Origin of the sequence: Vibrio sp. 1557, from assembly GCF_033340175.1 — a bacterium.
Lineage (GTDB): Bacteria > Pseudomonadota > Gammaproteobacteria > Enterobacterales > Vibrionaceae > Vibrio > Vibrio alginolyticus.
The window spans coordinates 210568-234443 of the sequence record NZ_JAWOVZ010000002.1; the positions used below are offsets into that span (position 1 = coordinate 210568).

Annotated in this window: 21 protein-coding genes; 14 read left to right on the top strand and 7 right to left on the bottom strand. The window is 44.8% G+C overall.

Annotated elements, in window-relative coordinates:
• Positions 1 to 5: 5 nt before the first annotated feature.
• Both R7070_RS04180 and R7070_RS04185 read right to left on the bottom strand, forming a co-directional pair.
• A complete protein-coding gene (locus R7070_RS04180) occupies positions 6 to 518 on the bottom strand; it encodes a glycine cleavage system protein R (protein ID WP_005376814.1) in 513 nt (170 codons plus the stop codon).
• A gap of 221 nt (positions 519 to 739) precedes the next feature.
• Positions 740 to 1642, bottom strand: a complete 903-nt coding sequence (locus R7070_RS04185) for a DUF3943 domain-containing protein (protein WP_213963915.1) — start codon at positions 1640 to 1642, stop codon at positions 740 to 742.
• Positions 1643 to 1833: 191 nt separating this feature from the next.
• On the opposite strand from R7070_RS04185, the gene R7070_RS04190 reads away from it, so the two are divergent.
• The gene (locus tag R7070_RS04190; RefSeq protein ID WP_256900124.1) at positions 1834 to 3066 is read left to right on the top strand and encodes a CinA family nicotinamide mononucleotide deamidase-related protein; all 1233 of its coding nucleotides are present in this window, start codon (positions 1834 to 1836) and stop codon (positions 3064 to 3066) included.
• Positions 3067 to 3162: 96 nt separating this feature from the next.
• Here the strand turns inward: R7070_RS04190 and yfaE are convergent, their stop codons facing one another.
• The 4 genes from yfaE to ubiG all read right to left on the bottom strand — a co-directional run bounded on the left by yfaE (position 3163) and on the right by ubiG (position 8152).
• On the bottom strand, positions 3163 to 3444 hold the full coding sequence (yfaE, locus tag R7070_RS04195) for a class I ribonucleotide reductase maintenance protein YfaE (protein ID WP_005376817.1): 282 nt from the start codon (positions 3442 to 3444) through the stop codon (positions 3163 to 3165).
• Positions 3444 to 4577 carry a class Ia ribonucleoside-diphosphate reductase subunit beta gene (gene nrdB, locus R7070_RS04200; protein ID WP_005376818.1) on the bottom strand — a complete coding sequence of 378 codons (1134 nt, stop codon included), beginning with the start codon at positions 4575 to 4577 and terminating at the stop codon, positions 3444 to 3446. Before nrdB ends, yfaE begins: the two co-directional genes overlap by 1 nt.
• 83 nt (positions 4578 to 4660) lie before the next feature.
• Positions 4661 to 6943, bottom strand: coding sequence for a class 1a ribonucleoside-diphosphate reductase subunit alpha (nrdA, locus tag R7070_RS04205; protein ID WP_005376819.1), 2283 nt, complete (start codon positions 6941 to 6943; stop codon positions 4661 to 4663).
• Between the two features lie 501 nt (positions 6944 to 7444).
• Positions 7445 to 8152 carry a bifunctional 2-polyprenyl-6-hydroxyphenol methylase/3-demethylubiquinol 3-O-methyltransferase UbiG gene (gene ubiG / locus R7070_RS04210; RefSeq protein ID WP_318141101.1) on the bottom strand — a complete coding sequence of 236 codons (708 nt, stop codon included), beginning with the start codon at positions 8150 to 8152 and terminating at the stop codon, positions 7445 to 7447.
• A gap of 475 nt (positions 8153 to 8627) precedes the next feature.
• On the opposite strand from ubiG, the gene gyrA reads away from it, so the two are divergent.
• The 3 genes from gyrA (at position 8628) to R7070_RS04225 (ending at position 12693) form a co-directional block, all read left to right on the top strand.
• Positions 8628 to 11348 (top strand): DNA topoisomerase (ATP-hydrolyzing) subunit A, encoded by a 2721-nt coding sequence (gyrA, locus tag R7070_RS04215; RefSeq protein ID WP_005376821.1) that lies wholly within the window; start codon positions 8628 to 8630, stop codon positions 11346 to 11348.
• Between the two features lie 124 nt (positions 11349 to 11472).
• Positions 11473 to 12096, top strand: coding sequence for a tetratricopeptide repeat protein (locus R7070_RS04220; protein WP_031778934.1), 624 nt, complete (start codon positions 11473 to 11475; stop codon positions 12094 to 12096).
• Between the two features lie 42 nt (positions 12097 to 12138).
• Positions 12139 to 12693 carry a hypothetical protein gene (locus R7070_RS04225; RefSeq protein WP_005376825.1) on the top strand — a complete coding sequence of 185 codons (555 nt, stop codon included), beginning with the start codon at positions 12139 to 12141 and terminating at the stop codon, positions 12691 to 12693.
• A gap of 118 nt (positions 12694 to 12811) precedes the next feature.
• On the opposite strand, the gene nrfA is transcribed toward R7070_RS04225, so the two are convergent.
• Complete coding sequence (gene nrfA, locus R7070_RS04230; RefSeq protein WP_318141102.1) at positions 12812 to 14239, bottom strand: ammonia-forming nitrite reductase cytochrome c552 subunit; 1428 nt, start codon at positions 14237 to 14239, stop codon at positions 12812 to 12814.
• Positions 14240 to 14689: 450 nt separating this feature from the next.
• On the opposite strand from nrfA, the gene nrfB reads away from it, so the two are divergent.
• The 10 genes from nrfB to R7070_RS04280 all read left to right on the top strand — a co-directional run bounded on the left by nrfB (position 14690) and on the right by R7070_RS04280 (position 23876).
• Positions 14690 to 15292 (top strand): cytochrome c nitrite reductase pentaheme subunit, encoded by a 603-nt coding sequence (gene nrfB / locus R7070_RS04235; protein ID WP_005376830.1) that lies wholly within the window; start codon positions 14690 to 14692, stop codon positions 15290 to 15292.
• A 1-nt stretch (position 15293) separates the two neighbouring features.
• Positions 15294 to 15980 (top strand): cytochrome c nitrite reductase Fe-S protein, encoded by a 687-nt coding sequence (nrfC, locus tag R7070_RS04240; RefSeq protein ID WP_005376833.1) that lies wholly within the window; start codon positions 15294 to 15296, stop codon positions 15978 to 15980.
• The gene (gene nrfD / locus R7070_RS04245; RefSeq protein WP_238952022.1) at positions 15977 to 16948 is read left to right on the top strand and encodes a cytochrome c nitrite reductase subunit NrfD; all 972 of its coding nucleotides are present in this window, start codon (positions 15977 to 15979) and stop codon (positions 16946 to 16948) included. The genes nrfC and nrfD overlap by 4 nt, the downstream gene beginning before the upstream one ends.
• A gap of 9 nt (positions 16949 to 16957) precedes the next feature.
• The gene (locus tag R7070_RS04250) at positions 16958 to 18865 is read left to right on the top strand and encodes a heme lyase CcmF/NrfE family subunit (protein WP_054577027.1); all 1908 of its coding nucleotides are present in this window, start codon (positions 16958 to 16960) and stop codon (positions 18863 to 18865) included.
• Entirely contained in the window at positions 18843 to 19376 is a 534-nt protein-coding gene (locus R7070_RS04255) for a DsbE family thiol:disulfide interchange protein (RefSeq protein ID WP_005376839.1), read from the top strand. Before R7070_RS04250 ends, R7070_RS04255 begins: the two co-directional genes overlap by 23 nt.
• Positions 19363 to 19773 carry a heme lyase NrfEFG subunit NrfF gene (gene nrfF / locus R7070_RS04260; protein ID WP_005376841.1) on the top strand — a complete coding sequence of 137 codons (411 nt, stop codon included), beginning with the start codon at positions 19363 to 19365 and terminating at the stop codon, positions 19771 to 19773. The genes R7070_RS04255 and nrfF overlap by 14 nt, the downstream gene beginning before the upstream one ends.
• 146 nt (positions 19774 to 19919) lie before the next feature.
• On the top strand, positions 19920 to 20096 hold the full coding sequence (locus R7070_RS04265) for a hypothetical protein (RefSeq protein WP_020480909.1): 177 nt from the start codon (positions 19920 to 19922) through the stop codon (positions 20094 to 20096).
• Positions 20097 to 20367: 271 nt separating this feature from the next.
• A complete protein-coding gene (locus R7070_RS04270) occupies positions 20368 to 20964 on the top strand; it encodes a GTP cyclohydrolase II (RefSeq protein ID WP_025767283.1) in 597 nt (198 codons plus the stop codon).
• Between the two features lie 174 nt (positions 20965 to 21138).
• Positions 21139 to 22401 (top strand): imelysin family protein, encoded by a 1263-nt coding sequence (locus R7070_RS04275; protein WP_005376847.1) that lies wholly within the window; start codon positions 21139 to 21141, stop codon positions 22399 to 22401.
• A 92-nt stretch (positions 22402 to 22493) separates the two neighbouring features.
• Positions 22494 to 23876: a di-heme oxidoredictase family protein gene (locus R7070_RS04280; protein WP_005376848.1), complete on the top strand. Its 1383-nt coding sequence runs from the start codon at positions 22494 to 22496 to the stop codon at positions 23874 to 23876.

Sequence of the window (23876 nt, forward strand, 5' to 3'; positions counted from 1 at the left end):
TGCAGTTAGCTTTCTACAATTACACGAGTGTCTTCACTCAGAGATTCTAACTCATTGGCTATGTCTTCAATTTCTAGCTCGCTAGGTAGTTTTATCGCCATTTTAGCGCTGAATAAGCTAGAGCTTACCCCTCCGCCTCCAGCAATGAATACACGCTGACAATCCATATCTAAAATTGAGATACCTTGATTATCGAGAACGTGAGTAATTTCATTCACAATACCCGCTCTATCGTTGGCATCTAAACGAAGTTGGAAGATAGTGTCTTCACGATATGAGTGAGGCTCAGAGTCGACGAACCTAACAACAAGAGTCTGACAAGAAGAGAACGCCTGTTTAACGATGTCGGCATTTTCTCTTGGAAGCTCTACTTTGATGACACCTGCAACTTGGTCTTCGATAAAGTTTACTTTGCTGATCAGCCATTTCCCGCCGTTTTCGTGTGTGATTGCAGCGAGCTCTTTAATCGTGGCGGGTGACGCTTGTCCGACAAAATTAACAATAAATACGGTGTTCATAATGTCCCCTCCTGGAATCAAGGTTTGGACGCAGTACGAATAAACGTGCTACTTAAGTTATTGGAATAAATCCTTTTATTTAGTGTAGGTGCTAAGGGCGGGTAATGTTTGATGAAAGTCAATTTTTAACACTAATTCGTGATGCAAATAATTAAAACAATGTTCAGAGCACAAAAAAACAGCCATCGTAAGGCTGCTTTTTACCGAGTATCAACTTAGGATTAGAAGGTTACTTTTAACTCGATACCATAAAATTGACTGTCGTAGTTTGCGCCTGCGTCCATGGCGAATTTTGCAACATCTTGGTTTCCAAACCAAGGTGATGAATTGAATTGTAGTTCTGCACTACCGCCCCATGCATCAGTTACCCAATAATGAATATGTCCAACAGGGTTTAAGAAGAAGAGCGAAACATCACCTGCGGTTTCAGAACCCATAACTTCGCCGCCGTTTGCAATAATGTCTTGCTCAGCCGTTAACATCATTTCACCAACAACAGCACCAAAGAATGGTGTGATAAAAATATCCTGCCAAGATGGTACTTCTGCGAACGCCTCCACGCCATACTCCCAAAAGAACGTCGACATAGTTGCGGAGTACAAAAACGACTGAAATTCATTATAGCCAGCGTGACGTGCTGCCGTGTAGTAAACGCCGCCAAAATATGGGTGCATGATGTAGTTGAGGACATGTTCATCGCGATCCCAAACGGGGCCGTCAGAGACATTATCTTTCCACTTTTGCCCCAACTTACTCATGTCTCGGTCTTCTTCGTCCCATTTGGTGATACTTTCTGGAAGAAAAGTCATCATGCCTACGGTCGCGATACTGAGACCTAGAATGGTGTAGGTTTGACCCATCAGATAATCCCAGTCTTTATCTTGAGGGATGATGAGATGTTTAGGCTGAAGCCCTGCGTCAAGGTTTAGCGAATCATCATTATTCTGTTCATACATAACACCGCGATTTTGAGCCTCGAAGGTGTACAGAGTCGTCGTTTCGCAGTAACCTGACAAGCAATCAGGTGTGTAAGAAAACTCTGTATGACGGTTTAGGTCATAGCGACTTGCGTGCGCAAGCGCTGACGAAGCCAAGCAAAGGCCTGTTAGAGTCGTCTTGAACATGGATGATTTTGACACAAAGGTCTCCGAGTTAATGGTGTATGTTCGGGCTCGTAATTATCCCTCAAAACATCAATCATTTAAACACTTGACCCTTATTTAGTCCCAACAAACCTCGGCGAGATTTGTCCAAATAAAAAGAAAAATAAGCGCTATAACGAAAATAGGATTGTGCTTACGTTCAGGAGTCAGTTGTGAAAATAGCAATGCTTAGTACTGGTGAGGAAGTCCTCCACGGTGATATTGTTGATACTAATGCGGCATGGTTGTCTAGCCTGTTTTATCAACATGGATTTGGCTTAACAAAGCGCTCAACGGTTGGTGATAGCCTATCGAGTTTGGTTGAAGAGTTTTTAATGCTCAGCTTTAACAACGATGTGGTTATTGTTAATGGTGGTTTAGGCCCTACAACGGATGACATGAGTGCTGCCGCCGCCGCGAGAGCCGCCGATTGTAAACTGGTGCTATTCAAAGAGTGGTTGCAGCATCTAGAAAGTTTGTATGCTCGACGTGGCATCCCTATGCCGGACAGTAATTTAAAGCAAGCAATGCTGCCAGAAACGGCAGAGATATTGGACAACCCGATAGGCACTGCTTGCGGTTTCAAAATGCTGATTAATGATGCCATTTTTTATTTCACACCGGGTGTACCAAGTGAATTTAAGCTCATGGCAGAGACGCAAATTCTTCCCGATCTGAGAAGAGTGTTTCCCGATGTTCAAGGTTCATGTTGTAGTCGAATCTACACGTTTGGTCTGTCTGAATCCGGTATTTCAGATAAGCTAGATCAGCTAAAACTTCCTCAAGGCTATGAGCTAGGGTATCGCTCTTACTTGCCTTTTATTGAAGTGAAACTTTTTGGTCTTTCAGATCAGCTTGAACAGCGTTTGAAACTCGTACAGATAATTAATAAACACCTTGAGAGTAATACCGTTAGTATTGATTTACCTATGGTTGAAAATGTCGGCCAGTTGTTGGTCGATAAAGGACTAACAGTGTCGACCTCCGAAAAAAGTAGCGGAGGATACTTAACGTACTGGCTAAACGGTGATGAAAACGCTGAAAAGCAACTAGGGCATGGTTGGATACTACCGAGCCTGACTCAAGCGATGGCCAACAGCGGAGATCCATTAGCGGAAACGTTTGCTCTGGCTGGTGCTACGCGAGAGAAGTGTGGGACGGATTTATCACTCGTTACTGGCCATATTGAAGAGGGTGTTTTTTCCGTCGCTTTATCGACACCGTCAGGCGAGTGGGGAGCGTTATATAAACTCTCGAAAAAGTATCAGCGCAGTGATCAAGTTAAAGTGATCAGCACGGCAGCACTAGACTTGTTGCGTCGCTACCTAGAACGTAAACCGATGTTTGCGCATTATGCATTTTTGGAGAAAGTTAAAGAGATGCACCTCCCGAGCAGTGCTTTATAACCAAAGCTCTCTACAGTAGTCTGAGAGACAAAACACAGAGACAAAAAAGCCAAGGTGATTGCCTTGGCTTTTGCATTTTATACCGTCGAGTCAACGTTATGCGCGCTGCTTTTCTTTCATCGCGTAGTTAACGCCGCTAAGTGACAAATCTGATTTTGCTTTACAGATACAAGGTAATATTTCATCACTTTGTGTGTAAGCCATGGCAAAACCAACATACTCCACTTCACCAGACTCCAATTTGCAGCGACAGGCGCCGCAGTGCCCATCACGGCAGTTGTATTCTGGTAATAGGCCAGCTTGCTCCATTGTTTCCAAAATCGTATTGGAAGGGTTGGATTCAATGCTGATCAGTTTGTTGATTTTGAGTGTTGCCATTACAGCTCGAATCCTTCGAAGTCATCTGCGCGAACTTCATTGTCAATTTGACCCACAAGGTAAGAAGAGATTTCTGCTTCTTGAGGCGCAACTTGAACGTTATCTGAAGACAACCAAGCGTTAATCCATGGAATTGGGTTGGTTGTTGCTTCTGGATACGCTGCTGGTAGACCTACCGCTTGCATACGAATATTTGTGATGTATTCAACGTATTGGCTTAGGATGTCTTTGTTTAGACCGATCATAGAGCCATCTTTGAATAGATACTCTGCCCACTCTTTTTCTTGCTCAGCCGCTTCTTTGAATAGGTCAAAACAGTCCTGTTTTGCCTCTTCTGCGATTTGCATGAAAGTGAAGTCATCTTGACCGTTACGTAGCAGGTTGATCATGTGCTGCGTGCCGTTTAAGTGAAGTGCTTCGTCACGAGCGATCAGCTTGATGATTTTCGCGTTACCTTCCATTAGTTCGCGTTCTGCGAAAGCGAAAGAGCATGCGAAACTTACGTAAAAACGAATAGCTTCTAATGCGTTAACAGACATCAGACAGATGTACAGCTTCTTCTTAAGATCGTACAGACTAACCTTAACCGTTTCACCGTTAAGGACATGCTCACCTTCACCGTAGCGATGGTAATCATTCGTCGCTTGAATCAAATCGTCGTAGTAGTGCGCGATGTCTTTTGCACGCTTCAGAATGTGCTCGTTCTCAACGATATCATCAAACACCACCGCAGGGTCGTTCACGATGTTACGAATAATGTGTGTGTAAGAACGAGAGTGAATCGTTTCAGAGAAAGACCAAGTCTCAATCCAAGTCTCTAGTTCTGGCAGAGACACAAGCGGCAGCAGTGCCACGTTAGGGCTGCGGCCTTGGATAGAGTCAAGAAGCGTTTGGTACTTCAAGTTAGAGATGAAGATGTGCTTCTCGTGATCTGGCAGTTTGTTGTAATCGATACGGTCGCTAGATACGTCTACTTCTTCTGGACGCCAGAAGAAAGAAAGTTGTTTCTCGATAAGTTTTTCGAAAATCTCAAACTTTTGTTGGTCGTAACGTGCAACGTTTACTGATTGACCTAGGAACATTGGTTCCTTCAATTGGTCATTCTTTTTTTGGTTAAAAGTACTGTAAGCCATAATGCCTCAATTCCTTTTAAACCTCCCCGTAAGGGGGAGGTTATCGATAGTCTGTCTTTACGGGTTCGCTAGGTACGGGAAGATTAAATCTTACAACCGCCGCCAGCACAATCGTCATCTTGTGGTTGAACAGCGTCTTTCTGTTCATCTTTCGCACCATCACGAGTGTTGTGGTAGTAAAGCGTTTTCACACCAAACTTATACGCTGTTAGCAGGTCTTGAAGTAGTTTCTTCATTGGAACCTTGCCAGTCTCGTAACGTGACGGGTCGTAGTTAGTATTAGCAGAGATAGCTTGGTCAACAAACTTCTGCATAATACCCACAAGGTGTAGATAACCGTCGTTCGAACCGATATTCCAAAGCAGTTCATAGCTGTCTTTAAGTTCTGTGAACTCTGGTACAACTTGCTTCAGGATACCGTCTTTCGAAGCTTTTACTGAAACGTAACCACGTGGTGGCTCAATACCGTTAGTTGCGTTTGAAATCTGAGAAGAAGTCTCAGAAGGCATTAGCGCAGTCAGTGTTGAGTTACGTAGGCCGTGCTCCATAATTTCTTTACGTAGGCTGTCCCAGTCGTAGTGCAGCGCTTCGTCACAAATTAGGTCGATATCTTTCTTATACGTATCAATCGGCAGTAAGCCTTTCGCGTAGTTCGTCTCGTCGAATGAAGGACACTTACCTTGTTCTTTCGCCAGTGCTACAGATGCTTTCAATAGGTAGTACTGCATTGCTTCGAACGTACGGTGAGTTAGGCCGTTCGCGCTACCGTCAGAGTATTTCACGCCATTCTTCGCTAAGTAGTAAGCAAAGTTAATCACACCAACACCTAGCGTACGACGGTTCATAGTCGATTTGTATGCCGCTGGTAGAGGGTAATCTTGGTAATCAAGCAGTGCATCTAACGCACGAACAACAAGATCGGATAGCTCTTCGAAATCATCTAGAGACTTGATAGCACCTAAGTTGAATGCAGAAAGCGTACACAGTGCGATCTCGCCTGAGTCATCTTCAACGTTAGTTAATGGTTTCGTTGGCAGTGCGATTTCTAAACATAGGTTCGACTGACGAACTGGAGCGACTTCAGAATCAAATGGGCTGTGAGTATTACAGTGGTCCACGTTCTGGATGTAGATACGACCCGTTGATGCACGCTCTTGCATTAGCAGAGTGAACATTTCAATCGCTTTAACCGTTTCTTTCTTGATTGAAGGATCGTTCTCGTACTTCACGTATAGACGCTCAAACTCTTCTTGGTTTTCGAAGAATGCGTCGTACAGACCAGGTACATCAGATGGTGAGAATAGCGTAATATTGCCGCCTTCAACTAAACGTTGGTACATCAGTTTGTTTAACTGAACACCGTAGTCCATGTGACGAACACGGTTTTCTTCAACACCACGGTTGTTCTTAAGTACCATTAGTGAGCGTGCTTCACCGTGCCACATTGGGTAGAACACAGTAGCTGCGCCACCACGTACACCACCTTGTGAACAACATTTTACTGCTGTTTGGAAGTACTTGTAGAACGGAATACAACCAGTGTGGAATGCTTCACCACCGCGAATCTCTGAGCCTAATGCACGGATACGACCTGCGTTGATACCAATACCAGCGCGCTGAGATACATAACGAACAATTGAGCTTGCTGTTGCGTTAATAGAATCAAGACTGTCTCCACACTCGATCAGAACACATGAGCTGAACTGGCGAGTAGGGGTACGCACGCCAGACATAATTGGCGTAGGTAGAGAAATCTTAAATGTCGATGTCGCATCGTAGAAACGTTTGATGTAATCAAGACGTGTCGCTTTTGGATATTTCGCAAATAAGCACGCTGCTACAAGGATGTACAAGAACTGAGCACTTTCGTAAATTTGGCCCGTAACACGGTTCTGTACGAAGTACTTACCCTCTAGCTGCTTAACTGCCGCGTATGAGAAGTTTAGGTCGCGTTTATGGTCGAGGTACGCATCAAGTTCGTCGAGTTCTGCTTTTGTGTAGTCTTCTAGAATATGTTGATCGTACTTACCCATATCGACGAGGCGAGACACGTGATCATAAAGCGTTGGTGGCTCGTATTGGCCATACGCTTTTTTACGCAGATGGAATACCGCTAGGCGAGCAGCTAGGTATTGATAATCCGGAGTCTCTTCAGAGATCAGGTCTGCCGCAGACTTGATGATTGTCTCGTGAATATCTGTCGTTGTGATGCCGTCGTAAAACTGGATGTGAGCGCGAAGTTCTACTTGAGAAACCGAAACATTATCTAGACCTTCTGCAGCCCAAGTGATAACGCGGTGGATTTTATCCAGATCGATACTTTCTTTACGGCCATCACGCTTGGTGACGGTAAGTTGTTGGTTCATTCTGCTTTATTTCCCTAAGAAAACTGATAAAAGCCGTATTTTTGTTTGTTTATGTGCAATATGAGTAAAGCTTGCGGCGGCTTTGTGATCAAAGTCTATCTATATATTGTCGCTTAAACACAACATATAGGGGTTCATTTGTTTGCGGGTTACAAGATAGTGCTATTACACTGATTTATCAAGGTACAGATCGGGGATGACTTGTGGATAACTGACAAAATGAAAAAAATCAGTAAGTGAACACTAACCGATGAGAAAAGGGCAGACTTGAATGGTTAAAAGTACGGTTTCGAGATCGGTTTAGAAATAACCGCATGCAAAAATATTTTCCTTGATCTTTGGCCGTTTTTATCTACGAAAAATAGCTTGGTCAAAATGGAATCTAGAGCACGAATTTTAGCCATAAAAAGACAAAAAAAGCGGCAACTATGTGCTACCGCTTCCGATTCATTTTCTTTAAAAAATGTCAATCACAAAACTCATTTTTTAACTTAATAGCGTTCAGTATTTTTTAGTATGAACGATGTAGTTTACATCTACATTACGACCGAGTTTGTAGCTGTCATTTAGAGGGTTGTAATGAAGCCCAGTAATGCCCATTTCCGTCAGGTCAGTTTGGTCTATCATCTTCATCATTTCGGCTGGCTTGATAAACTTATCGTGCTCATGAGTGCCTTCAGGAACAATCTTAAGAAGCTTCTCAGCACCGACAATAGCAAATAAGTACGACTTAATGTTTCGGTTCAAAGTTGAGAAAAACACGTGACCACCGGGTTTGACTAGTGCAGCACAAGAGCGGATAACGGAGAGAGGCTCTGGAACGTGTTCAAGCATCTCCATACAAGTCACGACATCGTAAGTTCCTGCGTTTTCTATAGCGTGGTCTTCTATTGTGCTCTGAATGTAGGTCAGTTGAGTACCTGTTTCTAATGCATGTAGTCGCGCGACTTCTAATGGTTCTTTACCCATATCAAGCCCCGTCACAATAGCGCCTTCTTTTGCCATGCTTTCAGCAAGAATGCCACCACCACAGCCGACATCAAGTGCGCGCTTGCCAAACAAGCCATTTGCTTTTTCAAGTACATAGTTCAAACGAAGTGGGTTAATTTGATGAAGCGGCTTAAACTCGCCTTCTAAATCCCACCATCGAGAAGCCATGTCCTCGAATTTCTTAATTTCACTTGGGTCGACGTTTTGTGCTTTAGTCATAATTGGTTTTATTGCATTCAATCTGAGTCCTTTAGAGGGCGCCAGTATACTCCAACGTTTTACACCCAAACAACCTCGATGTGCTTAGTTAAGGGACAATGACAGAGTTCACTGGCGCGGCAATCGAGACAGGTGCCTGTAATTTGTAAAGCGCTAACTATTGTTTTTGGTTCATCCTTGAACTGGTGCCAGTGACAATAACTCTAAAACCTGCATTTTCGCGTTGTGTAGTTAAAGGAATTTACATCGCTTTTCCGCGTAAAGAGTCCGATTTTGCTCAATATTGACCGAAATATAACCACTAATCAGAAAGATATGGGATGAGTGTGCAAATTCTCGACATTTGATTCATAACCAAGCTCACAACCTGATAAAAGGAGAGGGAAAGTGATGCCGAAGTGATGAATTGTGTGTTATATTTTTGCACCTTACACGTATCGTAATTACGATCAGATAATAGAGGGATAATGGCTCTATGAGCGATTTAGCTAAAGAGATCACGCCCGTAAACATTGAAGATGAGCTTAGAGGTTCATATCTAGACTATGCGATGTCAGTCATCGTGGGTCGTGCTCTTCCAGATGTGCGTGATGGCCTAAAACCAGTACACCGCCGCGTTTTATTCGCGATGAACGTACTAGGCAACGATTGGAACAAACCATATAAAAAATCAGCCCGTGTTGTCGGCGACGTAATCGGTAAATATCACCCACATGGTGATAGTGCTGTGTACGACACAATCGTACGTATGGCTCAGCCGTTCTCGCTTCGTTACATGCTGGTCGATGGTCAAGGTAACTTTGGCTCGATCGATGGCGACTCTGCTGCGGCAATGCGTTACACCGAAGTTCGAATGGCCAAAATTGCCCATGAACTATTGGCTGACCTAGACAAAGAAACCGTAGACTACGTACCAAACTACGACGGTACTGAGCAGATCCCAGCGGTTCTTCCAACTAAAATTCCAAACCTATTGGTTAACGGTGCTTCTGGTATCGCAGTAGGTATGGCAACCAACATCCCGCCTCATAACCTTGGCGAAGTGATTGATGGCTGTCTTGCATACATCAATAATGAAGAAATCACTATTGATGAACTAATGGATTACATTCCTGGTCCTGATTTCCCAACGGCGGCGCTTATCAGCGGTCGTAAAGGCATTGTAGACGCGTACAAAACAGGTCGTGGCAAAATCTACATGCGTTCGAAAGCGGACATCGAAGTGGAGAAGAATGGTAAAGAGACCATTATCGTCACTGAAATTCCTTACCAGGTGAACAAAGCTCGCTTGATCGAAAAGATCGCTGAGCTAGTTAAAGATAAGAAAGTAGAAGGCATCAGTGCACTGCGCGACGAGTCAGATAAAGACGGTATGCGCATTGTTATTGAGTGTAAGCGCGATGCTGTGGGCGAAGTAGTTCTAAACAACCTTTACGCTCAGACTCAGCTGCAAACCACTTTCGGTATCAACATGGTGGCCCTAAACAATGGCCAGCCACAGCTATTCAACCTAAAAGATATGCTGAAGTGCTTCGTTGATCACCGTCGTGAAGTTGTGACACGTCGTACTATCTTCGAACTGCGTAAAGCGCGTGAACGTGCTCATATCCTTGAAGGTTTAGCTCTAGCGCTTGCTAACATTGATGAAATCATTGAGCTTATCCGTAAGGCACCTACACCGGCTGAAGCAAAAGCGGGTCTTATCGCTCGTGGTTGGGATTTAGGCAACGTTTCAGCAATGCTAGAGCGTGCTGGTACAGATGCTGCGCGCCCTGAATGGCTAGAGCCTGAATATGGTATTCGTGATGGTCAGTACTTCCTGACTGAGCAACAAGCACAAGCTATCCTAGATCTACGTTTACATAAACTAACAGGTCTAGAACACGAGAAGATTCTTGGCGAATACAAAACACTTCTAGAAGAAATCGCTGAACTCATGCATATCCTTGCGAGCACTGAGCGTTTGATGGAAGTGATCCGTGAAGAACTTGAAGCGGTTCGTGACGGCTTTGGTGACGCTCGTCGTACAGAAATCACAGCTGCGAGCCATGATATTGACATGGAAGAGCTGATCGCACGTGAAGACGTTGTGGTTACTCTATCTCACGGTGGTTACGTTAAGTACCAAGTACTGAGCGACTACGAGTCACAGCGCCGTGGTGGTAAAGGTAAGAGTGCGACTAAGATGAAAGATGAAGACCATATCGAGCGTCTTCTAGTGGCGAATACCCACGATAACATCTTGTGTTTCTCTACTCGTGGTAAGACATACCGCCTGAAAGTTTACCAATTGCCTCTAGCGAGCCGTACTGCGCGTGGTAAGCCAATTGTGAACATCCTTCCATTAGAAGAAGGTGAGCGCATTACCGCGATTCTACGTGTTGATGAATTCTCTGAAGACAAATTCATCTTCATGGCAACAGGTGACGGTACGGTTAAGAAAACGCCGTTGAACCAGTTTGCAAACGTACGTTCAAACGGCCTAATCGCTGTGAACCTACGTGAAGACGATTCGTTAATCGGTGTGGATATCACTAACGGCGAAAACGAAATCATGCTGTTCTCTAAAGCGGGTAAAGTGGTTCGCTTTAAAGAAGCAGAAGAGATTCCAGTACTTGATGAAAATGGTAAACCAGTTCTTGATGAGAATGGTCAGCCAGAGATCAAGTTTAAAGGTGTTCGTCCTATGGGTCGTACCGCCTCTGGTGTTCGTGGTATGAAACTGGCTGAAAATGACCAAGTTGTATCACTTATTGTTCCTTCGCACGAAGGCGATATCCTAACGGTTACAGAAAACGGTTATGGTAAACGTACAGCACTTAGCGAGTACCCGACAAAAGGTCGTGGCACTCAAGGTGTAGTTTCTATCAAAGTTTCTGAGCGAAATGGCCCGGTAGTTGGTGCTATCCAGGTTGTTGAAGGTGATGAAATGATGATGATCACCGACGCTGGCACGTTAGTACGTACTCGTGTGGGTGAAGTTAGCCAGGTTGGTCGTAACACACAAGGTGTAACGCTTATCCGTACTGCGGAAGATGAATCAGTTGTTGGTTTGCAACGTATTGAAGAAGTTGATGATGAAGAGCTGCCTGCTGATGAAGATGCAGAAGCGTTAGAGTCAACAGGCGAAAATACGCAGCAAGACGCTTCAGAAGCTCCAGCTGCTGATGATGCAGAGGAAGGTAACGAAGAGTAATCTTACATCGTTATCCTGATATGAAAAGCCGAGCCCTTAGTTGCTCGGCTTTTTTGTATCTGTATCAACGCATTTAAAGTAAGAAATGCGTACACTGACGTTATCTTTGTTTACAGGACGTGTTATGTCTGTTTGGTTTTTCGCTGCCATCACTCTGATGGGGTTGTTTATCGTACTCTTATCACTGAGTGCATCAAAAGTTAAACCTGCTCAATGGTTTGGCTTTTGCCTGTTAGTACTTGTCGTGACGAGTGCCAGTTTCTTATTGCTGCATCAAACACCGCCTAAACCAATACAAGCGGAAATGTCACGAATGATGACTGCTCGTGACATCATGAAAGAGATTCAAGACCAGTTGCGTGAAGATCCGAACAACGCTGAATTGTGGTTCCAACTCGGGCAGGGCTACCTGCTAGAGGGGGAATTTGATGGCGCGCTGATTTGTTTTGATTACGCGATCCAACTGACTGAGCCAGTCAGTGCCACGCAACTTGCTGCAAAGGCGACGACCTTGTACTACATTCACCAGCAATCAATGACGCAAGAAGTTAGCTTGCTTTTGGAGCAAGCTTTGCAGATAGAACCGCACAATGAAGCCGCTTTGTCTTTGATCGCAAATGATCATTTTCTGTCATTCCGATTTCAGGAAGCGATTGATGCCTGGGTAATATTATTAGATTCTAATGATCCAAATTTAGATAGGGTGCAAATCATTAACTCTATTAACAAAGCAAAAGAGCTATTGTAAGCGTACAATTTAACAAGCAATAGAGAGAAAGGTGGGCAACGAATGAAAAATAAAGCACTAAGCATATTGGTTTTGCTGTGCGGCTCTGTGCTGGCGGGTTGTAGCTCTTCCGATCATTCTGGCTCTTCCTCTACGGTTTATTATTCATCGGGTTACTACGACCCGTGGTGGTACGATCATGACGACTACTGGATTTATTACTATCCGGGCTGTTGCGATAACGACGATGAATACAAAGAGAAACTGGAAGAGTGGTGGAATGGTTTAGATGAAGACCAACAGCAATCCATCAAAGACAAAGTCGAAGATTGGAAAGACGACGATATGTCCGCCAATATCGATAACATGAAACGCCAACTTGACGATCATTGGCAATCACTGCCTGACGAGCAAAAGCAAGAGATTCGAACCCAATGGGAGAATCGTCCGGAGCATATTGAACCAGCGACTTTACAAGGCAAGGCGGTGAAAGAAAAGGTTCAACAAAGAAAAGCATTACCGGAAACGAAGATCCAGCGTCCAGTTGCTCGTCCAAATGTGCAGATACCTAAAGCACGTCCAAATATTCAACCTAGACCTAGGCTTCCTCGTCGCTAGTACATTCGATTTTTGTCTCTCGATAGAATCAGGATGAAGAGATAAAGATAATAAAGAAAGAAAAGGGGCGTTCAGTACGCCCCTTGTTGTATCTATAAACTAACCTCTGCAAGTTAGACTAATATGTGGCTTCGCGTTCAGCTGCTGCTGTATCCCATTCTGGTGCCACCGTTTCTAGGAAGTGTTTCTTGTCTGCGTTCATCTTATCCATATCCATGCCCAGTGCTTGCTGTGCTTTCGCTTTGGTCGAGATATCTGGAATTTGAACAGGGTCAGTAATGCCTTTGGTTGCCAGTAAGCGAACCAACTTGGTACGGGCGTCAGCAGCGCGGTCAACTGCAGTACCAAGTACTTCTAGTGCTACCTCAGGAGCATGCATGTGGACACCGTGAGAAGCAATCGCGTAGTCCCAACGCCATTGTGCATGGCGAATATCTTGTAGGATAGGTTCCATCTCTGCTTCTGTTGCACCTGCTTTCCACGCTGCGCCTGCTTCAAAGTGTGCCGCTACGATTTGCTTCTCGGCGGTTAGCTTCATGTTCAGTACTTGCGCTTTGCGAGTCGAGACGATGCCTTGTAGCTGCTCTTTAGTTTGGGTATGGCATTGCGCACAGGTGTCTTCAAAACGATCAAATGGGTTACCCACTTTGTGGTCTGTGTACACCGTACCGTCTTCTTTGGTCACTTTAGGCATGTGGCAGTCCACACACACCACTTTGTTTTTACCATGAATACCCGCTCTCCAAGTTTCGAAACCCGGGTGTTGTGCTTTTAGCATCGGCGCGTTAGATACGGCATGCGTCCAATCTTTGAAATTCAACGCGTCGTAGTATTTCTCCATGTCATTAACGGTGGTGCCCATATCCCATGGGAATTTAACCGCTTTAGTTGGGCCGGTGAAGTAGTATTCAACGTGACATTGAGCGCAGACCGATGCTTGCTTATCTAGGCGAGACTGTTCATCAAAGTTTTTACCAATAGTATCAAAAGCACGCTCGACGTATGGGCGAGTCAGTGCCAGCGCGGGTTCGCCTTTCTTGAAGGCTTCAGAGCCCGTGTTGTGGCAATCGGAACAACCGATAGGGTTGACGATTTCTGAGCCTAAGCGTGCCCATTTACCTTCGAAATAACCGTCTTCACCACGTTCATCAATCACGCGAGCAACGTCTGGGCTTTTACAGCTCCAGCACGCCATCGGCATAGGCCCGGACTTCTCGTCGGTTGGTGCGCCAGTACGTAAGGTTTGGCGAACATCATCAAGTGCGTAAAAGTGACCGCGCGCTTTGTTGTAGTCTTTCGCGAAGCCATAACCTGCCCACAGGATAACCATGTTTGGGTCTTCACTTAGAGCATCTTCTATGTGCTCACTTTCGGATGTTGCTTTCCAAGAGTGGTATTGGTCGGGATGGTTCTGTTCAAAGGCGTCATTTCGAGGATCGATAAAATCCTTCTCTTCTGCCGCTAACGGAGCGCCAACCAAAAATAATTGGCTGGCGAATAAGGTCGCAACCGCAATAGGTGCGCTCATCCAGTGTTTTATGCTCACAGTGTTATCTCCATATTCGTTTTTATTAGCAGCGTTGTGAGGAGCTATTCCAAATAAGAACTGGAGATCTACGATTAATAATATTGCTTAATTGGATAGATGAAATAGTGAGTGAATCTTGTCTTGTTTTAGATCAATTTACACCAGTGATCTCAGTCATGTTTGAATTTATATACCTCTAAAGTGGTAGTTGTTAAGTCATTGTTCTACAATGCTTTGGGGTTTTAACCTTTTTAAAAATAGGGTGATTTAGTTCGCTTTTTGAGCAGGTGTTTCTACCCCTTATGAATAATAGAGGTATTATAAATATAGGTTTAGCGTTGTGGCTTTCCGAAATAAGAATTGATGTCATTTGAAGATCTAGAAAATATCTTCAGAGGAAATTAATTGTCGCTCAAATAAATAATTGAGAATAGTTATCAATTATTGTCGAGCTAAGGAAAGAACAATATGGGCAATATAAAATTGACCATAGAGACAATGCTGAAACTTCTCTTCGTCTTTGCCATCTATGGTTTCTCCATCGCCGCCCATGCGACTTCTTCAGAGCCGATTGAAGGTGCTCAAGCTGAGCGTCATCAAGTCGAGTTGATCCGTGACCGAGACTACAAGTGTCTTCAATGTCATAAGGACGCCAAAGAGACTCTGAATCTATCGCATGATTCGCAAGCGTTATTGAGTCAAGGTAAGCAGCTCAATTGCACTAACTGCCATAGCAACATCGGCCCTGATCACCGTGAAGGCGCGCCTGATGTGATTAAGTTTTCTGCCGCGCAATCGAAAGAGGTACACGACAAAGTGTTCCTTGATCCAAGCATGATTCTTAAAGCCAACAGCCGATGTGTGGATTGCCATGCACCGACACAACTGAGAGAAAGCCACTGGACGCACGATGTGCACGCCAAAAACCTCACTTGTTCAAATTGCCACGATGTACACACAGCGAAAACCAAAGCGTTGTCGTACGACAGAAAACAACTGATCAAGCAGTGTGTGGATTGTCACTCTGAATTTGCCGTCGAACCTGAACTTGCCAAAGAAGAGGAGAGATAGCATGAAATGTTCGAGAAGAAACTTTTTAGCCGGCAGCGGCGCGTTGATTTTAACTACAGGCGTTGCAGGCACTTCCGTTGTTAGCTCCTCTCTTTATACCAGCAACCGTGAACAAGCGAAACGCATGGGTATGGTTCATGATGAAAATGCCTGCATTGGCTGTACCGCTTGTACCGATGCTTGTCGCGAAGTAAATAAAGTCCCTGAAGGCGTAACGCGACTTAAAATTCATCGCAGTGAACCGATTGGCGAGTTCCCAGATGTGAAATACCAGTTTACTCGTGAATCCTGTCAGCACTGTGATAACCCACCATGTGTATACGTTTGTCCAACAGGCGCTGCATACAAAGATGAAGCGACCGGCATCGTGGATGTACACAAAGAGAAATGTGTCGGATGTGGTTATTGCCTTGCTGCTTGCCCTTACCAAGTGCGCTTCTTTAATCCAGTCGATCACTCTGCGGATAAATGTAACTTCTGCCGTGATACCAACCTAGCGCAAGGTAAGCAGCCAGCTTGCGTGGAATCTTGCCCAACAAAAGCACTCATCTTTGGTGATTTAAATGACCCAACTAGCGAGGTGAGCAAAGCTATCGAAAGCCATGTTGTCTATCGCGATAAATCGCATTTAGGTACGCAACCTAAACTGTACAAAATTCCGCATAGCAAAGGGGAGGTGTCATCATGAACGGCTTCGAAAGTGCATTCCACTTTGACTCGTTAGTCTGGGATTGGATCATCGCGATTTACTTATTCCTTGCTGGGATGTCAGCAGGTGCGGTGATGATTTCTATCTATTTAAAACGCAAAGTGATTGAAGGTGATCCCGCAAACAACGGCATCATGAAAGCGATGGCTTGGCTTGCGCCATTTGGCATCATTGCTGGGTTGGTAATTTTGATTTTCCATTTAACCAAGCCTTTAGAGTTTTGGAAGATCATGATCTACTACAACCCAACGTCTGTGATGTCGATGGGCGTGATCTTGTTCCAAGTGTACATGATCGTGTTGTTTGTTTGGATTGGCGTTATCTTCCGCCATCAAATCATCAGCTTCTGTGAAGGGAAGTTACCAAGCAAACTGCTGGATTTTGCCGATGGCATTTTGATTAAGGCGGGGAAAGCCAACAACGCAATTGAATTGTTCTTGGGCTTCTTAGCCATCGTGCTTGCAGCGTACACTGGCTTTCTATTGTCTGCGTTGAAGACTTACCCAATGCTAAACAATCCAGTACTGCCAATCTTGTTCCTGTTCTCTAGTTTGTCCTCGGGCGCAGCAGCATGCTTGATGTTCGGCATCTTGGTGTTTAAAGAGTCGACCTGCAGCCCAAGTGTGTCTTGGGTGCACGGATTTGAACGCCCAGTAGTGTTGTTTGAGTTGTTTGTCTTAGTGACATTCTTTACTGGACTGATCTTCAGCGGTGGTCAGAACGAAGTCGCGGCTTGGAATGCTATTTCGAGTGGATTCTGGGCTCAATGGTTCTGGGTTGGCGTAGTGTTCATCGGCATGATAACGCCTTTGACTCTCAATTGGTTAACGCCTTCAGAAGTGCGCCACAAAGGCAGTTACGTTTTTGTGGTCACGACGTTGAGCTTGGTTGGCGTACTTATGCTGCGTACTTTCATTCTCTATGCCGGTCAAATGACCATAGTGTAAGGGGGAAAAATGGAGGCTGAGCTAGGGTTCTTCTTACTGATATTGGTGGCTGTAACATCGACTTGTGCATCGCTTCTGCATTGGCTACGTCGTGCTATGGGTAAGAAGGCGACATTGCCGCATCAAGTCGCTATGTCCCACATCATTAGCTTAGCTTCCATCATTTGTTTAGCACTTCTGATCGTCTGCTTCGTGCAAGACAACTTCGCGTTGGAATATGTTGTTACGCATTCCAACAGTCAACTTCCCGTGGCGTTCAAAATTGCTGCCGCTTGGGGTGGGCACCAAGGCTCCATGTTGTTTTGGGTCGTCACCCTGAGTTTATGGGCGTCGTTTATTGCATTTAAGTCACCGCTCAATGCCCAATATACTTGTGACTGTTTAGGAATCATGAACGTTCTGATTGGGACGTTTGCATGGTTCACGTTAATGACCTCTAACCCGTTCGAGTATGCCCAAGTATTGGCGTCGGAAGGGCGAGATCTAAACCCTATGCTGCAAGATGTTGGGCTTATCATTCATCCACCATTGCTTTATCTCGGTTATGTCGGTTACGCAGCAATATTAGCTTTTGCATTAGCGGCGCTATTGGGTAAACAACCGATGAGCGATTGGTATGTGGTCGCTCGAAGCGCAGCGTTTTTTGCATGGGGAACGCTCACGTTGGGTATCTTGGTGGGATCATGGTGGGCGTACAATGAACTAGGGTGGGGCGGCTGGTGGTTTTGGGACCCTGTGGAGAACGCTTCTCTACTCCCTTGGCTTACTGGTACTGCTTTGTTGCACAGCGGTGTTGTCGCAACACGTAACAGAGGCGCAATTTGGAGCTCCTATGCACTGGCGTTTGCTACGTTCAGCCTAAGCATTTTAGGGACATTCGTGGTGCGCTCTGGCGTGCTGACTTCAGTGCACGCTTTTGCGGTGGACCCAACTAAAGGTTTGGTGCTGATTGGTGTATTGAGCTTGCTTGTCATTATCACTTTTGGCGTACTGATTTTGCGAGGAGAACAACTCCCTCGTTTCAAACTTCAATCTCTAGCGAGCCGAGCTTACACTGCTTATATCGCCAAAGGGCTGCTGGTTATTGCGACTGCCATCGTTTTTCTTGGCACTTTTTATCCGATGGTTTATCAACTGCTCGGTTTAGGGAACATTTCAGTTGGCGCACCTTACTTTAATAGTCTGATCTTCCCATTAAGCATACTGGCTCTGATTGCCTTAGCATTCATGCCAGTGCTGAAATGGACAAAAGGCACAGTTCCGAGTGTAAGCGGTGATATCGCGATCAGTATCGCGTTATCTCTAGTCTCTGGGATCGGGTTTATGTTCTCAGTGAATGCACTGCATTTCGAAGTATTGTTAACCATAACGTTGGCTACTTGGGTGATTGTGGCGCATCTCGTTATGCTGTTTCGCTGCTCCAATAAGCGTAAACTCATGCCAATCGTGATGGCACATATCGGTTTTGCACTGGCGGTGAGTGGGGCTGTTTTCAATAGTCACTACTCTTATGAATACAATTTACGTGTCGAACCCAGCAGTTCTCAACAAAGGGCGGGTATCACTATCGATTATCATGGTATCGAATGGCTGGTGGGGCCGAACTATACCGCGGAACAAGGACAGATCACCTTGCATTTGAAAGATGGCCGCATACTCAATTTCAACCCGCAGAAGCGCCATTACCCTGTGCGAGTAATGAACATGACCGAGCCTGCGATTCGTTCACTATGGCATGGCGATTATTACGTGACATTGGGTGACAAAGTCGACACTCATGCTTATGCGATTAAAGTTCAGTACCGCGCAGGTATTTGGTGGATATGGTCTGGCGGGCTATTAGCTGTGTTTGGTGCGCTATTAACAGGCCTAAAGAAAAGGAGAGAGGCTATCAATGCGATCGAGAAATACGCTTAAACTCGCAGGTCTGTTTGTGGCTGTTGCCGTGTTTGCTGTAGTAACTGCGGTGGCTTTGTCTGAGCGACCACATGTTGAATTGTCCCCACAACGAAATTTAGATGCACCTAATTTTCGCTCTACTTCTCTGATCTCTGATGACATGGTTTCTGAGCAGTTGTTCAAAAGCGACGGATATAAATTATTGAATGTTTGGGCATCTTGGTGCGGAGTATGCAAACGAGAGCATGAAGAATTATTGCAGTTAGCAGAACTCGGTGTGCCTATTATTGGGCTGAATTATAGAGATCAAAAACAAGCCGCTCGTGAATATTTGAGCTCTAAACGAAATCCATATATTGAAGTAATTAGTGACCCTAATGGAAAGCTCGCTGTGGAGCTAGGTGTTATCGGAACGCCGGAAACTTACTTGATTGATCCAAATGGTCGTATATTGATCAAATATCGTGGAGAGCTAACGGCAGATAAATGGAACGATATATTTTCAGGATACTTGAATGTTTCGATTTAATAATCTTCTCCTCACTTTCATCCTATTTATACTATTTTCTCCTTTCACGAGAAGTGCGGATATAGAACAGAATGTTGATCTGTTTGAATTTCATTCCGTTGAAGTGCAACAGCGTGCAACCTCGTTAGCCAAGGCATTACGCTGCCCGCAGTGTCAAAACCAAAACCTTGTCGAGTCTAATGCACAAGCGGCTAAAGACCTGAGGTTGAAAGTGTATACGATGGCCAATGAAGGCAGCTCAGATCAAGAAATAAAGGACTATCTAGTTGCTCGTTATGGGAATATTGTTCTGTACCAACCACCATTAAATTATTCCACGGCGCTGTTGTGGATCTTTCCTGTGCTATTTTTGATCTTTTTTGTCTTATATTCGATCCGAATGGTGAAGCGTAATTAATGTGACCGTTATTCCACTATTAAAAATAAATTGTGCACTTAACAAGCAGAATGTTATCATTTTTCCGAATTTATGAAGTTTCCAGTATAAAGAAAATAAAAATTTTGAGCTGGATAAGTAATAAAAGAACGAAATAGGTGCACGCAGTGGATTCAGTTATATTACAACTTAAAAAAGACTTCTATTCGCAGATTCGTGCATTGCAATCACCGAACCTGCCTCAAGTTACTTCAACGCTCGCCGTGTTGACCGACGAGGAAATCCAAGAACTCGAAGCAGTTTGGATTGAACTCGCCGTTTGGAAGCGCAGTCAGACCCATTAAAAGATAGACCAAACGACCTTCTTGAAACCCCAGACAAAATTTGTCTGGGGTTTTTTATTGTAGTTTTTTTAAATTGTTATAATATAACAATTGTTCAGTTGGAGAGTGTTTCTCTTTTGCTGTCTTGAGTGGATAACTGCCCTCAATTGTGATCTCTATATTGCAAAATGCGGTATCAGTCCCCATAGTTGAAGAGCAACGAGTAAATCCCATGAATGCAATAACGAAAACGCATCAAGCGCATCAAGCAATAAATCGAGTGAGTATAGATATGGCGGAAGTACGTGCCAGAGTAGATTTTAAAGTCGGGGCAAAAAGTAACATTGATGCCGAAATTCTGTCTTTCCATGGTCTGAAGACAGACAAAGAGCATGTTGCTATTATCTTTAAACAAGCGGACCAAACTCAGGACATGCCTTTAGTTCGTATGCACTCTGAGTGTTTGACAGGCGATGTGTTTCACTCTTCACGCTGTGACTGTGGTGAGCAACTAGAAGAGACGATCAATCGCATGGGCGAGTCCGGTGGTATCATCTTGTATCTCCGTCAGGAAGGTCGTGGTATTGGTTTGTACAATAAGATCGATGCATACCGCTTACAAAGCCAAGGCATGAACACGTACGAAGCTAACAACCATTTGGGCTTTGATGATGACCTGCGTGATTTCACAGAAGCAGCACAAATGCTAGAAGCTTTAGGCGTGAATAAGATCCGCCTCGTGACGAACAACCCTAAGAAAATTCGTGAGTTATCTGAGTACGGAATTGAAATTGGCGAGGTTGTCAATACCTCTGCACATATCAAAGATGGCAACGAAAATTATCTGAAGGCAAAAGTCTCTCACGGAAAACATGACCTAAAGGTTTAATCCTAAAGATAAAACTGACAATAAAGCCTGTGAAAAACCTCATTTTTATGAGGTTTTTTTGTATCTGGAGTTGCAAATAAATTGTAAATTTGTATTATCTCGAGACTAAAGTGCAAATAAGAATAATTAGCACTACCAATACGATAATTGAAAAGCTCAACAAGGATGCTTCAGATGAATGCAAAAAAAGTTTTAGTCCAATCTATTGCTGCATCACTCCTCATTGCCAGTGGTTCTACCGTTGCTGCCACAGTAACTAAACAACAAGTAGTCGAACATTACGCAGACGTTGCCCATGCTGTGTTTGCTGATTCAGTAACAACAGCGAAAGCGCTTGACGTAAAAATCGACGAATTTCTACAATCACCATCAGCGAAAAAGCTTGAAGAAGTAAAACAAGCTTGGCTCGATTCTCGCGTTCCTTACCAACAGTCTGAAGTTTTCCGTTTTGGTAACGCGATTGTTGACGATTGGGAAGGTCAGTTAAACGCATGGCCACTTGATGAAGGTCTGATCGACTACGTAGCGGCTGATTACCAATACGAATTGGGTAACGAAGGCGCGGCTGCAAACATCATCGCAAACACTAGCTTACAGATTGGTGCTTCTAAACTGGACGTTTCAAAGATTACGCCAGAATTACTAGCAGATCTAAACGAAGTAGGCGGTTCTGAGGCAAACGTTGCGTCAGGTTACCACGCGATTGAATTCTTGCTTTGGGGTCAAGACCTAAACGGCACTAACGCAGGCGCAGGTCAACGCGCTTACACTGATTTCGTTGTGGGTTCTGAGTGTACGAATGGCCATTGTGATCGTCGTGGAGAGTACCTAAAAGCAGCCGCTGATCTACTGGTTCAAGACCTTGAGTGGATGGAAAAGCAGTGGTCTGCTGAAGTAAAAGGTAACTACCGTGAAGAGCTACTGAACGACTCAGCGGACAATGGTCTTCGTAAGATGCTATTCGGCATGGGTTCTCTTTCTCTAGGTGAGCTAGCGGGCGAGCGCATGAAGGTGGCACTAGAAGCGAACTCAACTGAAGACGAGCACGATTGTTTCTCAGACAACACGCACAACTCTCACTACTACAATGAGCAAGGCATCTACAACGTTTACACAGGTACATACAAAGGTGTAAACGGCAAAGAGCTATCTGGTCCAAGTATCGCTGACCTTGTTGCTCAAAAAGACAAGAAAGCAGCGACCGAAATTCAAAAGCAGTTTGATACAACACGTAGCCAAGTTGGTGAGCTAGTGACTTCTGCAGAGAAGAACAACCAGCACTTTGACCAACTTATTGCAGCGGGTAACGCACAAGGCAACGCGCTAGTAAACGACACCATCATGTCGTTGGTAGCACAAACCGGTGCGATTGAGCGCGCGGCAAGCATTGTCGGCATCGACAGCCTAAGCCCTGATACTGCTGACCACGAGTTTTAATAAGAAAACCATAATAAATAAGGGCTCTTTGTGAGCCCTTTTGACGTTTGAGCTCGTTGTTATCACCCTTGTTGTCTATGTAGAGCAATGATATGAAGCCATACCTAATTTCTGCGCTAGCCGCGATCCTTTCTTCTTCTGCCATGGCTTATGATGTTAAGTCTGGTGGCAAAACCAGTGTTAAAAAAGACGGCGCGAATGCCTATTCTCTTCCTGCTGCTAACTTGCCAATGAGCAAACGCCTCGACTTTAGCGTAGGTAACAGCTTTTTCCGTAACCCTTGGGTACAAGCGCCAGCGTCAACGGACGCTCGTGATGGCCTAGGCCCGCTTTTTAACACCAATGGTTGTCAGAATTGTCACATCAAAGACGGTCGTGGTCATCCGCCAGAGAAAGATGATTTACATGCCGTGTCTATGTTAGTGCGCTTAAGCATTCCTGCGATGACGCCAGAACAAAAGAAAGCTTACATCAAAGATGGCGGCATACCTGAGCCGACTTATGGTGGCCAGCTTCAAGATTTCGCTCTGCAAGATCAAACGCCAGAAGGCAAAATCGAAATCACTTACACCGATGTCCCAGTGAAATTTAAAGACGGTACGACGGTGACGCTAAGAAAACCTCATTTGAACATTACCGATCTGGGTTACGGCGATATGCACCCTGATACCGAGTTCTCAGCACGCGTGGCACCGCCAATGATCGGCCTTGGTTTGTTAGAGAGTATTCCCGACGAAACGCTACTTGCTTGGGCTGATGAACAAGATGCCGACAAAGACGGTATCTCAGGCAAAGTCAATAAGGTGTGGGATATTGAGAAGGACGACTTCTCGATTGGTCGTTTTGGCTGGAAAGCAGGACAACCGACGCTAATGCAGCAAAATGCAGCAGCATTTAATGGTGATGTGGGTCTTACGAGCCATTTATTCCCAAATGAAAACTGTACCTCGAAACAAAGCATTTGTGACGACATGCCAAATGGCGGCAAACCAGAGGTGAGTGAAAATATTCTCGACTTCGTAGAGTTTTACAGCCAACACTTAGCCGTACCTATTCGCCGTAACGTCAATGATCCTAACGTGAAACTTGGTCAGCAAATCTTTGCTGCGTCTGGCTGTGAAAGCTGCCACAAGACCAGTGTTAAAACGGCGAAACGACCAGAGTTACCAGCGCTTTCTGAGCAGCTTATCCACCCATACACAGACATGCTTTTGCATGACATGGGTAAAGGCTTAGCCGATAACCGTCCGGAATACTTAGCAAACGGCCGTGAATGGCGAACGGCACCGCTATGGGGCATTGGTTATACCGAAGAAGTAAACGGACACACTTACTTTCTACATGATGGCCGCGCTCGTAACCTGATGGAAGCGGTGTTGTGGCACGGCGGCGAAGCTGAAACGGCGAAACAAAATGTTTTAGCTCTGAACAAAAAAGAACGTGATGCTCTCATTGCGTTTCTGAACTCTCTATAA